The organism is Stenotrophomonas sp. STEN083 (assembly GCF_056759195.1).
The window spans coordinates 34334-47994 of the sequence record NZ_JBRRCU010000005.1; the positions used below are offsets into that span (position 1 = coordinate 34334).

At 58.9% G+C, this 13661-nt stretch carries 8 protein-coding genes; all 8 read right to left on the reverse strand.

The features are described from left to right. Position 1: 1 nt before the first annotated feature. The gene (locus tag ACVOK8_RS02875; RefSeq protein WP_481565492.1) at positions 2 to 3139 is read right to left on the reverse strand and encodes a T6SS effector BTH_I2691 family protein; all 3138 of its coding nucleotides are present in this window, start codon (positions 3137 to 3139) and stop codon (positions 2 to 4) included. Continuing rightward, on the reverse strand, positions 3136 to 4116 hold the full coding sequence (locus ACVOK8_RS02880; protein ID WP_481565493.1) for a hypothetical protein: 981 nt from the start codon (positions 4114 to 4116) through the stop codon (positions 3136 to 3138). Before ACVOK8_RS02880 ends, ACVOK8_RS02875 begins: the two co-directional genes overlap by 4 nt. Continuing rightward, the gene (locus tag ACVOK8_RS02885; RefSeq protein ID WP_481565494.1) at positions 4113 to 6854 is read right to left on the reverse strand and encodes a type VI secretion system Vgr family protein; all 2742 of its coding nucleotides are present in this window, start codon (positions 6852 to 6854) and stop codon (positions 4113 to 4115) included. Before ACVOK8_RS02885 ends, ACVOK8_RS02880 begins: the two co-directional genes overlap by 4 nt. Positions 6855 to 6980: 126 nt before the next feature. Beyond that, positions 6981 to 7331 carry a hypothetical protein gene (locus ACVOK8_RS02890; RefSeq protein WP_481565495.1) on the reverse strand — a complete coding sequence of 117 codons (351 nt, stop codon included), beginning with the start codon at positions 7329 to 7331 and terminating at the stop codon, positions 6981 to 6983. 21 nt (positions 7332 to 7352) lie between these two features. Next, a complete protein-coding gene (tssH, locus tag ACVOK8_RS02895; protein WP_481565496.1) occupies positions 7353 to 10103 on the reverse strand; it encodes a type VI secretion system ATPase TssH in 2751 nt (916 codons plus the stop codon). Between the two features lie 66 nt (positions 10104 to 10169). After that, positions 10170 to 11255: a type VI secretion system baseplate subunit TssG gene (gene tssG, locus ACVOK8_RS02900; RefSeq protein ID WP_481565497.1), complete on the reverse strand. Its 1086-nt coding sequence runs from the start codon at positions 11253 to 11255 to the stop codon at positions 10170 to 10172. Further along, the gene (gene tssF / locus ACVOK8_RS02905; RefSeq protein ID WP_481565498.1) at positions 11219 to 13054 is read right to left on the reverse strand and encodes a type VI secretion system baseplate subunit TssF; all 1836 of its coding nucleotides are present in this window, start codon (positions 13052 to 13054) and stop codon (positions 11219 to 11221) included. Before tssF ends, tssG begins: the two co-directional genes overlap by 37 nt. Then, on the reverse strand, positions 13054 to 13545 hold the full coding sequence (gene tssE / locus ACVOK8_RS02910; RefSeq protein WP_481565499.1) for a type VI secretion system baseplate subunit TssE: 492 nt from the start codon (positions 13543 to 13545) through the stop codon (positions 13054 to 13056). Before tssE ends, tssF begins: the two co-directional genes overlap by 1 nt. Positions 13546 to 13661 lie beyond the last annotated feature (116 nt).

A 13661-nucleotide genomic window follows, 5' to 3' on the forward strand; every position in this document is an offset into this window, starting at 1 on the left:
ATTACCCTCCACCGGCATTCACGATTCTAACGTCGACAACTGCCGCTCCAAAAGCTTTAGTCTGCTCTTCGCTCGTCTTGTACTTTGGCTCACTGCCTCCGAATCCAATCATATTTTTTTCTCGAACCTTACCCAAGTAATTTCGCTCACACCAGATCTCCAGTTCGTTGGGCGAAAGAACCCAAACCAACCCTTGTAGAGCGACAACCGCGAGAGCCACCTCCCACCCCGCAAGGAATAGCACGCCCCTACCAACTCCAGTAAGCGCACCAGTTCGAATTGCTGCAGAAGATGCCGCCGTTCCCGCAGCACGTGCCGCGCGAGCTGCCGTTGCCGCCTCGATGCCATAACGTGCATTGGTCAACCAAATTGTTGTTGCCCCCCTCCCCGCCACTCTCTCAAGCAGGGGCGCCGAGTAAACGATAACCCCAAGTAATTGAGCGCCGGAGACAAACAAATTTATTATTGCCTTCGTGGCAAGGACCATACTAAGCTCCCACCTTTTTGCTCTCCCAGCCTCAATAAATTCGATGCCATCCTGAAAGGTTGCCAGAGAACTACTTATTCCTCCTAGAAGGCCACCAATAGTTTTAATCCGGGCAAAGCTCATACTATCCTTAGAGAGCAAAGTCTCACTCACCTTGGTTGCAACTGTAACTCCTGAAGATGCCAGCGACAGCCCGGACGACACTAAACTGACATAGTCTTTGGCTCGCTTATCAGACCGAAAAGCAAGATTCGTAAAATTTATTACCTCTAGAACAGCCGTAAGTCCGGCCAATCTAATTGGACTCCTTGAAGATTGAGTCAACCCCCTCCAACGCTCGCGCATTACATCAACTCCTCTATGCTGCTCCAAATCAGCTAGAGCTAGCATATTCGCATTCGCGCGAGTGCTAGAGTTTCCATAATAGTGCTTCACGCGATCCGAGTAGTAAGCCCGTATAGCTGGGAGATGCGCCGCTTCAGCCGTTATTAAATTGCTCGACTCCACCGGATCCATTAACGCGCGAATTGACAACACATGCTGGACCATGTATTCACCCAGCAACTTGTCACCCTTTTCAAGACGCAAAGCCTTCATCAAAAAATCGCCGGCGCCGACCACAAAATGATCAACACCTGCATTTTTCAACGCCCTCCCAACGAACGAGTCAGAATAAACATCCTTCTTAAGCTCCTCGTAGCGTTTGTAGTATCCAATAAATTTATTAAGACCAGCAGCGGCTGTTGTAAATACACTCCAGCCAGCACCTACAGCACCTAAAACTGCGCTTTTGTTATCATCTGCAGCTTTCAGATATGCGTTTAGCTCATCACAAGCATCATCTTGATTGAGCGCGATCGCGCGCCATAAAATGCTCCGCTTATCATTTACGCAAATATTGCGGGACTGTTCTTCCAGGTACTCTCGTCCAACATCGTCGGCCCCAAGCCCAACAATAGCTTCTGATATAGCAACTTCGAAATTAAACCCGCTCTTGATATCTTTGGTATCAAAATCCTCGAGTACGACTAGGAACAAGGGGTTAGAAAGCCACGCTTTAAGGGCGCGCGAACGAGGCACCACCAACGACATTGCGGCGGCAACCATCGCCTCATACAAATCTTTTCTTTGTTTGTGCGCGTCCCAATCTATTAGAGGCTTATACTTCTTCTCCCACCTATCTCGAGCGTCGCGCTGAAAGCTTTCCAGAACAGCTCTGGATTGTCCTGTCCAAGTCTGCGGCGTATCCATCACCCTCAAGCTGTCGTGGGCAGAAAACCGCCTATTAATTTCATCGCGTCTAGCATTTGGATTCAGATAATCATTATCCGCTGATAGACCCGAATGGCGCGCAATCGACGCATTACGTCGCTGTAGATATTCCGACCAGCCAACTTTTCCGTCACGAAAATCCAGGTAAATACTTCTATTCTCAGAAGTTATCGCCTTCTCACTCCCCCTTAAACCCTGGTCGACATACTCATCTCCATCGGCAACCATGCCGCGCAAAGCATCCCGGTTCGAACTTGCAAACTTATCTGCCATGACTGCAGCATTGTTGTGCTGAAGCACTACAATCTCATCGATGTACTCCTTTGCACTCAGTGCAAGCTCTTGCTCTTTTCGATATCTCGCAATATGGCCCAGCACATCATTCCTGTACCCATTTAGCTCATGAACGGCGCCAATTGGATCCCAAAGCTTTAGCAAGAGCGGAGTATAGGGCTTCTCCTGAGCCGCTCCTCCATGGCTGGCTGCCTTAATGATGTTGAAGCGCTTATCCAAAGGTCGCTCGCCGGTCGCGGCACCTAGAACCGAGTTCCGAAGGCTCCACGGATATCTTGTAGAGCTGCTATTGAGAACATCAGGATCGTAGCCGCCATCAGCAGTACTAACCGGCCTCGGCACGGATAGGTGGGGAAGATCCGCCGGCTCGGAGGACGGGTATGGGCGGTATTCCATTACGCTGACCAGCCTCTCCGCACTATCCAACGGCACCAAATCGCCCTTTTGCTCAGGACTAGCTATCCAGTTTTTTGGCTCGATATACTGCATGCGCTTTGCGCGCAACGTTGCGTCGCTTGCATACCGCTCTCTTGTGCGTTCAGTCCAAGGTTCTTGAGAGTAAGCAATCCATACTTTCTCACACAGTTCGGGACGTTGGATGACCAAGAACTCCATCCGCTCATGCGTGTGTGCCTTACGCGAGCAAGTAGGAAGCCCCCCTCCAACTATTCGCTCCGAGGCACCAATCGTTGCTCTAATCCATAACGTACCGTTCTCGGCAACGGCATAAGCCTCCCATTGGTTTGCACCAAAGGGACCGCCCCCCTCGTAGTACAGGTAAACCATGCCTTGTCGGAGAGTTCGCAATGTATAGGCGTAACCATGTTGGCCTATAGGAACGTCACAACCAGGGCTTTTCTCCTGCAAAATGCCTTGCCCAGCTGCGGTGCACGTCTTGGGCACCACTGCATATCGCACGGGAAGGATCGCAAGACCTGTGGTACGGCAAACATCACAGGGAACCTCTCCTGCCGCCCCTGGCGGTGGAACTCTAACTGTCGGAGCTGTAGGAATCCCCTTCGACTGCCTACTGGGCTCCACGACATTGACCGTAACATTCTCAGTCGGTGTTATCGTTTCACTCATAGCGCCACGTTCCTTGTGAATGAATTCATTCTCTTTGCCTCTTCGCCAATCAAACGCCACTCATCGTCGTCGACCTCATGAGCCAATCCGATATAGTCACTGTTCGAATCAACTCTCCGAACCATCCTCTCGACTTTCGGGTGATTCAAAATCTCGGGGCCGTACTGAAATATATGCCACGCGAAATAGTCCATATCGAGACGACCATGCAGGCCAAGCGCTAACGCAGTAAAAAGCGCCTTCGCCGCTTCGTCAAATGATTTTCTATCTGCCGAAAGTTTCTCGCGCTTTGCGCGAAGCCAAGCCTGATGGAGCGATCCAACCCCAGCCAAACGGCTCCATTGAATATCTGTCAATCGAAGCACAGAATGATTAGCACCGGCCGACTTGGCCGTTTCGCCGGATACTACGTGCAAATTCTGCCAAGGGTCGACAAAACACCACGAGCTGATACCACTGAGAAGGCCGATTCTCTGCTGTTCCTCAAGTACTGGCCAAAAAACCAAGCCAACAATCGGATCATAGAAACGCATCCATCGATATCTAGATGACCTAGGCGATCTGATAATCGCGGCAGCTCTGATCGCGCGCTCGACATTTTCGGCACTATCATTGGAGAAAATGAACGCGCAAACTCGCTGAACGCATCCACGACTCAAGGCATCAAGTTCTAGATCGTGATTAACCATTGCGCGGAGGGCATCCAGTATCTGCCAGTGCATACTTTTCTGGAGATCAAGATGTAGCAACAATGGATGTAATTCTGAAGGAAGCTTCGCGAGAGCAACAGACTTCACAACGACACAAGCGGAACCGCATAAATTATCAAACGCCTCCGCATCACCTCCTGCATCTGCAGAGCGCTGCATCAACACAAAACATCGCCCTCCAGCCGCAGCTGCAATTTTCGACAAACCATCAAACCAAGGCGAAACGTGGGCCTCTCCGCCGTCGCTTGAAGCAACAGCGCAGCTCATAGCCCAATCTCCACGAAAGCCTCTTGTCTCAGCACGGCGTTAGCAAGCCCGGGTTGGCAGCCTTGATAAACACCGCTCGCTTTCCGCACATCACCACTCACACTAGCCGGCCCCACCCAATCCCTCTGACTCGCCTTGAACTCAATCTTCCCGGGCGCGCCCAGCTCGATGTTGTCGCCCTCAATCCGGATGTAAGCACCAGCCGCAGTAGCCAGCAGATGCTTGCTCGGCGCCGCCATTTCGATATTGGCTTCGGTGCTGGCAATGCGGACATTGGTCTTCGCAGCGATCGTGGCCTGGTTCTTGTGCGCGCGTGCGCTTACCTTGCCTTGTGCTGCGTGCAGGGCGATGCCGCGCTCCTGATTGGGGCTGTCTTTCCTGCCCTCGCTGCCCACGGTGTAGAGCACCAGACCTTGCGCGACTGCCAGGCTCAGCGAGCCCTGCGTCATCCAGTTCAATGCGACACCGCTGCTCAGCAAGGTGTGGGTACCACTTACCCATGCTTGATCGGCTGGGGTCAGGCTCATCACGCCGGCTACGCCGCTGCCGAGTAGTACGGGCGCGCTCCAGCCGGGTGCTTCGCCGTCGCCGCCATTGATGCTGCCGGCGCTGCTGCCGCTATGCGTTGCTTTCAGCTGCTCCTGCAGTTCGGCCAGGGTTTGGTCGATGGGCAGTTCGGCAGGATCTTTGGGCAGCTGCGCTGTTTGATCAGTTGCGGAGTCGGCCAGGCTCTTGAGCAGGTCGTGGCCTTGCTGCAGCTGTGCGATGGCTTGTGGTGCTGCCATCTGCGGCGTGCCCTCCTCCGTTGTCAGCAGCAGGCCGCGACCGGCGCGCAGGCTGCCGTGTGCTTGGGTTGAAAGCTCGACGCCGAAACCGCGCTCGCCTTCGCGCACGTTATCGTCACCGCCTTTCAGGTGACCGAGGGTCAAGGTGGTATCGTGCTGCGTTGTCGACAGCTGGGCGCGGCCCTGCCCCGGCGTGTCGTCGAAGCGTAGCTGCTGGTAGCCGCCGGTGCCGCTTTGGCTTTCTGCCAGCGCCTGGCTCTTGAAGCCGGTAAACACGGCGGCGTGATCGTTGCCTTCGAACCATGCGGCGGCGTTGCCGGTGGCGTTGGCGCCACCGCTGTTCAACTTGTTGTGCTGTGCGTCCTGTTGGCCGCGGCCGTTATAGAGCGCGCCAACAATCACGGGGCGGTCGATATCGCCCTCCAGAAATGCGACCAATACTTCCTGGCCGCGCCGCGGCAGCACTACGCCACCCCAGTTGTCGCCGGCCCACGGGGTCATTACGCGCACCCAGGTCCAGGCATTGCCGCTGGCGGGCGCATTGTCGTCGCCGGCCGGGTGCGCCAAGCCGTTGCTGGCATTGCCGCCTCGCTGCCACGGGAACTGCACTTTGATGCGGTGGTCGCGGTCAGACAGCAAGGGATCGCCATCACTGACCACAACTGCACTCAAGGTGCCGGTCACGCTGGGCCGCGGGTGCAGGTGTACGCCATGCCCGTCTTCAGTCTGCGGGCGGTAGATGACCTCGGCCGGAATCACCGCGAACTGGTTGTCGTAGAAACCTGTGTTGATGTCATTACGGCCTGCACCATTACGGATGCCCGCCAATGCCGTTGGCAGCTCCAGTGCGCGCTGGTTGATCGGGCCAAGCGTCTGCTCAAGTGCATCGAATACATCAGCATCCAGGTTATTGCGGGCCTGATGTCGTACCGAGATACAGAGGAATGCAGCGTCCTCGGCTACCTGCGGGTGCTGTGACAGGGCGAGCTTGGCGCCCGGCGCAAGTGCACGCCACTTGCCGCCGCCTTCAATCAGATGCGAGCGCACGCGCATTGCATCCAGATGCTGCTGCGCGCGACGTTGCCCGCGCGCATTGTCCTGCCAGCCGTAAGGTCCACTGGTGTCCTGGTCAACCACGCCCAGGTTGGCGCCCAGCTCTGCTTCGGCGCTTGCTTGGCGGCGCTCAAGGCTGCGGTAATCCCAGGTTGCCCGCTCCACCTTCGGCGTGCACCAGCTGCGGGCTTCCTGCCACTGCTGGATGGCATCGCTGCGTTCGCTTTCGTTGCTGCGATGGAAGCGAACGCTGCCGAGATCGGTAACGTCATGCGCGTGATCGGCCAATACCAAGGTGTGCTTGCCGAAAGCCGCTGCATCCGGGTCGCCTTCATGCTCGAACCAATAGAAGATGCCTTCTTCAGCCAGCAGGCGCTGTACGAACGCCAGATCGCTCTCCTGGTACTGCGTAGTCAGGCTGCGCTTGGCGTATTGGCTGGCATCGGTAAGCACCCAGCGCCACTCGGGCGCCAAGCTACCGTAGTCGGCAAAGATGTCTTCGATGATCTCGACCACGGTCTTGTCGTGAAACACATAGCTGTCTACGCGCTGCGACAGAAATGCCAACCATGGCTGCAGGCGCAGGCGATAACGGGCGAGTCCGCCATTGCTGCCAATCCGTTCGGCGGCGGTGATGCGTCCGTGCAATGGCCGGTGATTGCCATCGGCCTGCTGCAGCTGGAGCAAGGCGGGCTTGCCGATCAGCGGCTGCAATTGCAGGCCAGCATCAACGGATAGCGCGGTCATCGTCCATTGAAAGCCGATACCGTCGATCTGCTCGACGCCATCCAGGGTCTCCGCAACCAGCACGTCGCCGCCCAGCGCGGTATGCAGCCGCAGGAAGCGTTGTGTCTGCGCGGGCCCGGCCAGGGCTGCCAATACGTTGTTTACCAAATCCATGGTGTTGATCTGCCTTCATGGGCTGTAGTGCGCGCTACGGCCCGGACTGAAAACTGCTGGATGCATCTGTTTGTTGCCATCCATTCCGGTACCCGCCAGCACCGGAATGGCGTTGTTAGCGTTGCATCAAGCGACCTGCGCGATTTCCTCAAGGCGCAGACGCACGCCTTCGCTGACCTGCAGACGATAGTCACGTCCACCAGCAGAAATAAGCACCTCACGCATATTGCTCACCAGCTGCGGCTTGCCGACCGGCGCGCTATCCATGTGGATGCGCCAGGAGCCACGACTGATCTGGCCAGCCACAATGCGTGCATCCTGGCGTGCTGCCGGCACTGCAGTTTCGAGCAGCTCGACGATGTGCTCCGGGCGCAAGCGGTTCCATGCGCGCACGCGGTCGAGGTCGCGCCCCAAGCCCAGCTCGAGGCTGTCGCAGTGGTCCAGTGCTGCCTGGCGGTCAAATCCGAAAAATTCCATGCTGTTCTCCTTCTTCCGTAATCAAGAAACTTTGTACTTGAAATCGCCCTTCTTGCCGGCGCTGACTTTGATGCTGTTGATGCGGGTGCCTTCGGCCATGGCGGTCAATACGTTCTCCGCAATCTCCGGCAGCAAGGTGCCGTTGAGAATGTGATCGACATTGCGTGCGCCCGAGTCCACCTCGGTGCAGCGCGCCAGTACAGCTTCAACCAGACCTTCATCCCAGCTGAAGCTGGCCTTGTGGTTTACGCTGACGCGGTCACGAATTCGGCCGAGCTTGAGGCTGATGATGCGCACCAGCACGTCATCGCTGATCGGGTAGTACGGCACGACCTTCAAGCGTCCAAGGAAGGCCGGTTTGAAGCTGCGCATCAGGATCGGCCGCAGGGCTTCGGAAAGTGCGTCTGCGGCGGGAATTTCTTCTGCCGGTTTGTTGAGGCAGGACTGCATGATCTGCGAGGAACCGATGTTGGAGGTGAGGATGATCAAGGTATTGCGGAAATCGATTTCGCGCCCTTCCGCATCATCCATCACACCTTTGTCGAACACCTGGAAGAACATTTCCAGTACGTCCGGATGCGCCTTCTCCACTTCGTCGAGCAGCACCACGCTGTACGGGTTGCGGCGCACAGCTTCGGTCAGCACGCCGCCTTCGCCGTAGCCAACGTAGCCCGGCGGGGAACCCTTCAGGCCGGACACGCTATGCGCTTCCTGGTACTCACTCATATTGATGGTGATCAGCTTGCGCTCACCCCCATAGAGAATGTCGGCCAAGGCCAGCGCGGTCTCGGTCTTGCCCACGCCGGAGGGCCCGACAAACATGAACACGCCGCGCGGCTTGTTCGGGTCTTCCAGTTTCGCGGTCGCGGTCCGCACACGCTGGGCGATGGCGTCGAGCGCGTGGTCCTGGCCGATGACCCGCTCTTCCAGCAGGCTGCCCAGCGAGCGGATGGTGCGGATCTCATCCTTGACCATGCGACCAAGCGGCACGCCGGTCCATGCCGACACGATTTCAGCGACGACGGTGCCATCCACCTGCAGCGGAACCATCGGGGTCTCGCCCTGCAGGTCACGCAGCTCCGCCTGCAACTTCGCCAATTCTGCATGTTGCGGCGAGAGCTCACGCGTTGATTTGCTGCGCTTGCCAGTTGTTTTCGCGACAGCGACGTCGGCCTGATCGTCCGCCGAGGCATCCGCATCACCCTCGCCCGCCAGGCCTTGTTCAAGCTGCTGGCGCAGCGCTGCAACGCGCCCGGCCAGTTCGCGCTCGACGCTCAAACGCTGCTCATTGCTGGCAAGCACAGCCTGCGCTTCAAGCTGCTGCGCCTTCAGTTCGGCAAGACGCTCCTCATGCAAGGTGCTGCCGCCGGCAGTCTCGCGCTGCAATGCAGCCAGCTCGGCCTCGAGCCGATCCAGGTGCTTGCGGGTGTCTTCGATGATCGCGGGCGTTGCGCTCTGCCCAAGTGCGACCTTGGCGCAGGCGGTATCGAGCACGCTGACCGCCTTGTCCGGCAGCTGGCGGCCGCTGATATAGCGGTGCGACAGGCGCACGGCTTCGGTCACGGCCTCATCCAGCACACGGATGCCGAAATGCGCCTCCATCAGGCTGACCATGCCGCGCAGCATGGCAGCGGCCAGTACTTCGCTGGGTTCCTCCACCTTCACTACCTGGAAACGACGCGCCAAGGCGGCGTCCTTTTCAAAGTACTTCTTGTACTCGCTCCAGGTGGTAGCGGCGATGGTACGCAGCTCGCCACGCGCCAGGGCCGGCTTGAGCAGGTTGGCGGCGTCGTTCTGGCCAGCGGAGCCGCCGGCACCAATCATGGTGTGGGCTTCGTCGATGAACAGGATGATCGGGTGCGGGCTCTTCTTGACCTCGTCGATCACGTTCTTCAAGCGGTTCTCGAACTCGCCCTTGACGCTGGCACCGGCCTGCAACAAACCCATGTCCAAGGTATGCAGCTCAACGCCTTGCAGCACGTCGGGCACATCCTTCTCGGCAATGCGACGGGCCAGGCCTTCGACGACGGCGGTTTTGCCGACGCCGGCCTCACCGGTGAGGATGGGGTTGTTCTGGCGGCGGCGCATCAGGATGTCGATGACCTGACGGATCTCGGCATCACGGCCAATCACCGGGTCGATCTTGCCGTCACGCGCACGCTGGGTAAGGTTGGTGGTGAACTGGTCCAGCGCCGGGGTCTTGGACAGGCCGCCCTTGGCTTCGCCCGGTACTGCGTCCGCGTCCTCGCTTGCACCTTCGCCCGTCGCCGAAGCATCGGCGAAGCGAACGGTCTGCGCTTCCTGCGAGCCTTCGGTCAGCTTTGCAAAATCGTGCTTGAGCTCTTCACGCTTGAAGCGCACGAACAATTTGGAGCCGCGGTACGCCAGCTGCGCAAGATCAGGCTCGGTCAGCAGCGCCAACAGCAGGTGACCGCTGCGGATGCGGGTGGTTTCCGAATCCAGCGAGGCGATCAGCCAGGCGTGCTCGAACAAGGCAGGCAGATGCTGGGAGAACACGGGCGTGCGTGTGTTGCCGGTCTTGAACTGGCCGATCTCATCGCTGAGGTCGCGCTCGAGTGATTCGGGCGATATGCCACTGCGCTGGGCAATCAGCACGAAGTCGCTCTTGGGCTGCTCCAACAAGGCGAGGAACAGATGTTCCAGATCCACCTCGTAGTTGCCACGCGCCATGCACAGATTCGCTGCGCGCTGGGTCGCCTGACGGCAGGTGTCGTCCAACTTGCTGATAAGTGTTTTGAGGTTGATGCTCATTCGGAACCACGCACTCCCTGCTGAAACCGTTCAATTACCGGCAGCGTCATCGCTGCCGGCGCCTCGTTATTGCAACGTATGGATGCCATAGGTGGTGTCGTCGCGCGCGCCGTCTTGCCCGCGTGTACACATATAACTGTCCCAACCCAAGCGCGCTCCTGTTCCCAGTGCGCTGCCTTGGACATCCTCGGCACGCAGCACCAGCCGCACCTCGTACTCAAGCGTGCCGCCGGTGAGCAGCGACAACCACTTGGCCAAGGCCAAGGCTGCGGTGCCGCCGGGCAGGAAATCATCAAATGCCTTCTTCGACAGCGGGCCGATGCGCAGGCGCAGGCGCAGATCGCGCTGCCAAACGCGGTCGCCCGCCAGCGCGCTTGCACCCAGCACGGCATTGGCTTGCCCCAGGCGCGTCGCCTGCCCTGGCGGTACGCGGTACCAGGCGCCGACAAACTGCTCTACCTCAAGCGTTACCTGGAAGTAATCCGAGAGCACGCGCTGCATCAATGCTGCCGATACCGGCCGCTGCCGGATCGCGCCTGCGTAGTACGCCACTGCCTGATCGAAGATGTCGCCTTCGCCGTCATGCAGGCGGTCGCGTAGCTCGTGCATGCCCATGCCAAGCAGCGACAGCACCAATGGCAGGAAGCGCTCACGCCGGTCCAGCTCGTACTGCAGCGCCAATCTGTGCTTCTTCCACGCCGCGTAGTGCAGCGCAACGGCGCGGGTTGAGAAAATGTCGAGGAAGGCACGTGCGGTGCGATCGCGCTCGTAGAGTTCGCGGATCTGCAGCGTTTCGGTGTAGTGCAGCGGCAATGCGCCGGAGGTGCCGAGCAAGCCCATGAACTGCGGGGTCAGATGCACTTCACCCAGGGTTTCGGCAGCCAGTGCCTGCTCGATGTCTTCGCGCTCCAGCAGGCGATCACCGGACAGCGAATACACCTCGCCATCGGCAGACAACTCGGTCGCCGGGAAGCCCAAGGACAGGTTGTTGCGGAAACGCACCCGCATCGGAATCGCCTGCCCCGATTTCACCCCTTGCCGCTCGAACAACTGCTCAAGCAAGCGCACCGCCTGGAAGAACTCGAAGCGGTGTGGTTCGGCCAGCAGCTGCTGGGCTACGCCAGGATCGATTCGCCGCTGCGCGCTTCGCATCGGACGATCTCCTCCCCGCTGTCGCCGGAAATCAGCACCAGTCGGGTAAAGCTGTTGGCATGCACATACAGTGCGAAGAAGTGATCCATCACCTGCGCGAATGCAGCCACGCCGGTACCGACAAAATGGGCCTCGTTGATGGTCAAGCGAATTTCAAGACCGCGTACGACAGATGCGAACTGGCGACCGGACATCCAGGTGGTTGCCGGCACCTGCTCCAGCGCAAGAATGCCGTCGACCTGCCGCGCGGAGACATTGCTGCCAGACAGGTCATACAGACGCAGCATTTCTTTCAGCGCAGCCAAGCCGCTGCCACTCAGGGACAGCTGGTTAAGCGACAGATGCGAGATCAGGCGCCACTGCGCGCTGCGCCCGTGGCGGAAGCGCAGTGGTCGGGTTGGCTTGCGCAGCAGCGTGATGGCCTTGGCAGGGCTGCCGCCTTCGATGCTCAAGTCGCCACCGGCTACGCCATACGCAAGCTGATGCGGCAGGTCACGGTTGCTGCAGGTCAGCTCAATGCTGACCGTGTCTGTCTGCGGCAGCACCGGGTTGAAAGAGAGATCAACGAAGCTGATCTCCATCTCGAAACCGGGGCTTTGCCTAGCGATGTCTTCGTCGTGGCGGGCGACCCAGTATTGCCCGGTACGATCCGGGTCTTCGCCGTGATGCAGCGAATAGAACGGACGGAACTCGTGAATCGCCTCGCCCTGCGGCGTCTGCCGGATGCGGTACACCGAATCGATGGAATGCACTTCGAAGGCATAGGCACGGCGTGCGTCCGCCAACACTGGGTAGTTCACCGTGCGATGGGTTACCCGGATCGGCTCACCGTTGATCTTGAACAAATTGACGATGGGCGTACAGCCCAGCCGCACGTTCTGCAGGCCGATGTCTTCCAGCACCATTGCATTGGCCCGTTCCTGCTGCCCGGCGGGCAGGATCAGGTGCAATGTGAAGCGGCGGCTGGCGCCAGCGCTGGTGGCAATCAGGTCCAGGTCAACGAAACCAAACTTTTCCGGGTAGCCGAACAGTTCGGTCAGCAAGCGATACGCAGGGTGCGAACGTGCCGGGAAATCGATCAGCGCTTCGCTGTCGGCAAAGCCAACCGGGCTGATCGGCACTGACTCAAGCCGGCGCCAGCGACCGTCGCCGTCGGACTCAACATACGAAGCCTTTACGCCAAGCAGCAGTGCGTCGCGCAAAGCAGCGCGCACCGACGGCTCGCCGTCGAGGAACAGGCGCAATTTATCGGTACCCAGCTGAGCGAAGCCAAGCTGATCTGAAAGCAGATTGAAGCTCAGTGAGATCTGCCCTCCACTACCGCCCGGCAATGCCGTTGCCATCGGCGCGTCAGCCACCGCCCGATAGGTGACGGCGGAGATGCCGATGGGTGCCAGCACCACGTCGTAACTGGTACGGAAATCACAAGGGACGCCGCGCACTGCGCGACTCTGCAAGGAGGTGCCGCGCGGAATCCGCACTGGCGCGCTCAGCTTCGACGCCACGCCGTCCATATCGAAATAGACGATCGAACAGGCTGGGAACGGCCGCAGATAGTGTGGGTAGAGCACATCCAGCAGCGCATCGGTGAACTCAGGGTAGTCGTCATCGATGCGCTTGGATACGCGCGCACTCAACAGCGCGAATGCCTCGATCAGGCGCTCAACGTGCGGGTCCTGGCTGCCATCCGCGGACAACTGCAGACGGCCGGCGATCTTCGGGTAACGCTCGGCGAACTCACGGCCATAGCGGCGCAGGTAAGCCAGTTCGCGCTCATAGAAGGGCAGCAGATCCTGCATCACAGTGCCTGCTGGGTGCGACGAGCGCGGGTAACCTGGTACTGCAGCGTGGACGGCTGCAGCATCGCGTCGAAACTTACCGGCTCACGCGCCGGCTCAAGATCCAGCAGCGCATGAATGGTGAAATGCAGGCCACCGGCGAACTGGTTGCCGGCATCAAGCTGCACGCTGACGTTCTTCAAACGGCGCTCATGGCGGCCGACCGCCTGCTCCAATGAACGGCAGATGGCAGAACGGTCATAGGCATTGGCAAGGCTCATCGCCGAAAAATCGGCAAGCCCATAGGTCAACAGGGATTGGCGGCAGTTCGGGAACGCCGCCATATCGCTTTCCTGGAATGCGGCGCGCGAATTCAGCAGCCCCTCCAGGTCACGCGCAATGGACTCTTTGTACTGCTCCAGCGATACGGACTTGAAGATCGGCCCGGCACCCGCACTGCGCGGATTATCGTCAAACAGCTTTTCCAACAGGCTGGGTTCGAGTCCCTTCATCGTTGTTTCCGGTAGCTAGGCATCCGTGCGTCAAGGCAGCGATGCAACCGCAGGGCCGTTCCTGGCCTTGCCGGGATTGAGACTGCGATGGCGCTTTAGGCGCCATCGCAGAACAC

Coding starts and splice junctions, on each gene's coding strand:
- ACVOK8_RS02875 (WP_481565492.1), bottom strand. CDS start 3,139: ATGAGTGAAACGATAACACCGACTGAGAATGTTACGGTCAATGTCGTG.
- ACVOK8_RS02885 (WP_481565494.1), bottom strand. CDS start 6,854: ATGGATTTGGTAAACAACGTATTGGCAGCCCTGGCCGGGCCCGCGCAG.
- tssH (WP_481565496.1), bottom strand. CDS start 10,103: ATGAGCATCAACCTCAAAACACTTATCAGCAAGTTGGACGACACCTGC.
- tssG (WP_481565497.1), bottom strand. CDS start 11,255: ATGCGAAGCGCGCAGCGGCGAATCGATCCTGGCGTAGCCCAGCAGCTG.
- ACVOK8_RS02880 (WP_481565493.1), bottom strand. CDS start 4,116: ATGAGCTGCGCTGTTGCTTCAAGCGACGGCGGAGAGGCCCACGTTTCG.
- tssE (WP_481565499.1), bottom strand. CDS start 13,545: ATGAAGGGACTCGAACCCAGCCTGTTGGAAAAGCTGTTTGACGATAAT.
- tssF (WP_481565498.1), bottom strand. CDS start 13,054: ATGCAGGATCTGCTGCCCTTCTATGAGCGCGAACTGGCTTACCTGCGC.
- ACVOK8_RS02890 (WP_481565495.1), bottom strand. CDS start 7,331: ATGGAATTTTTCGGATTTGACCGCCAGGCAGCACTGGACCACTGCGAC.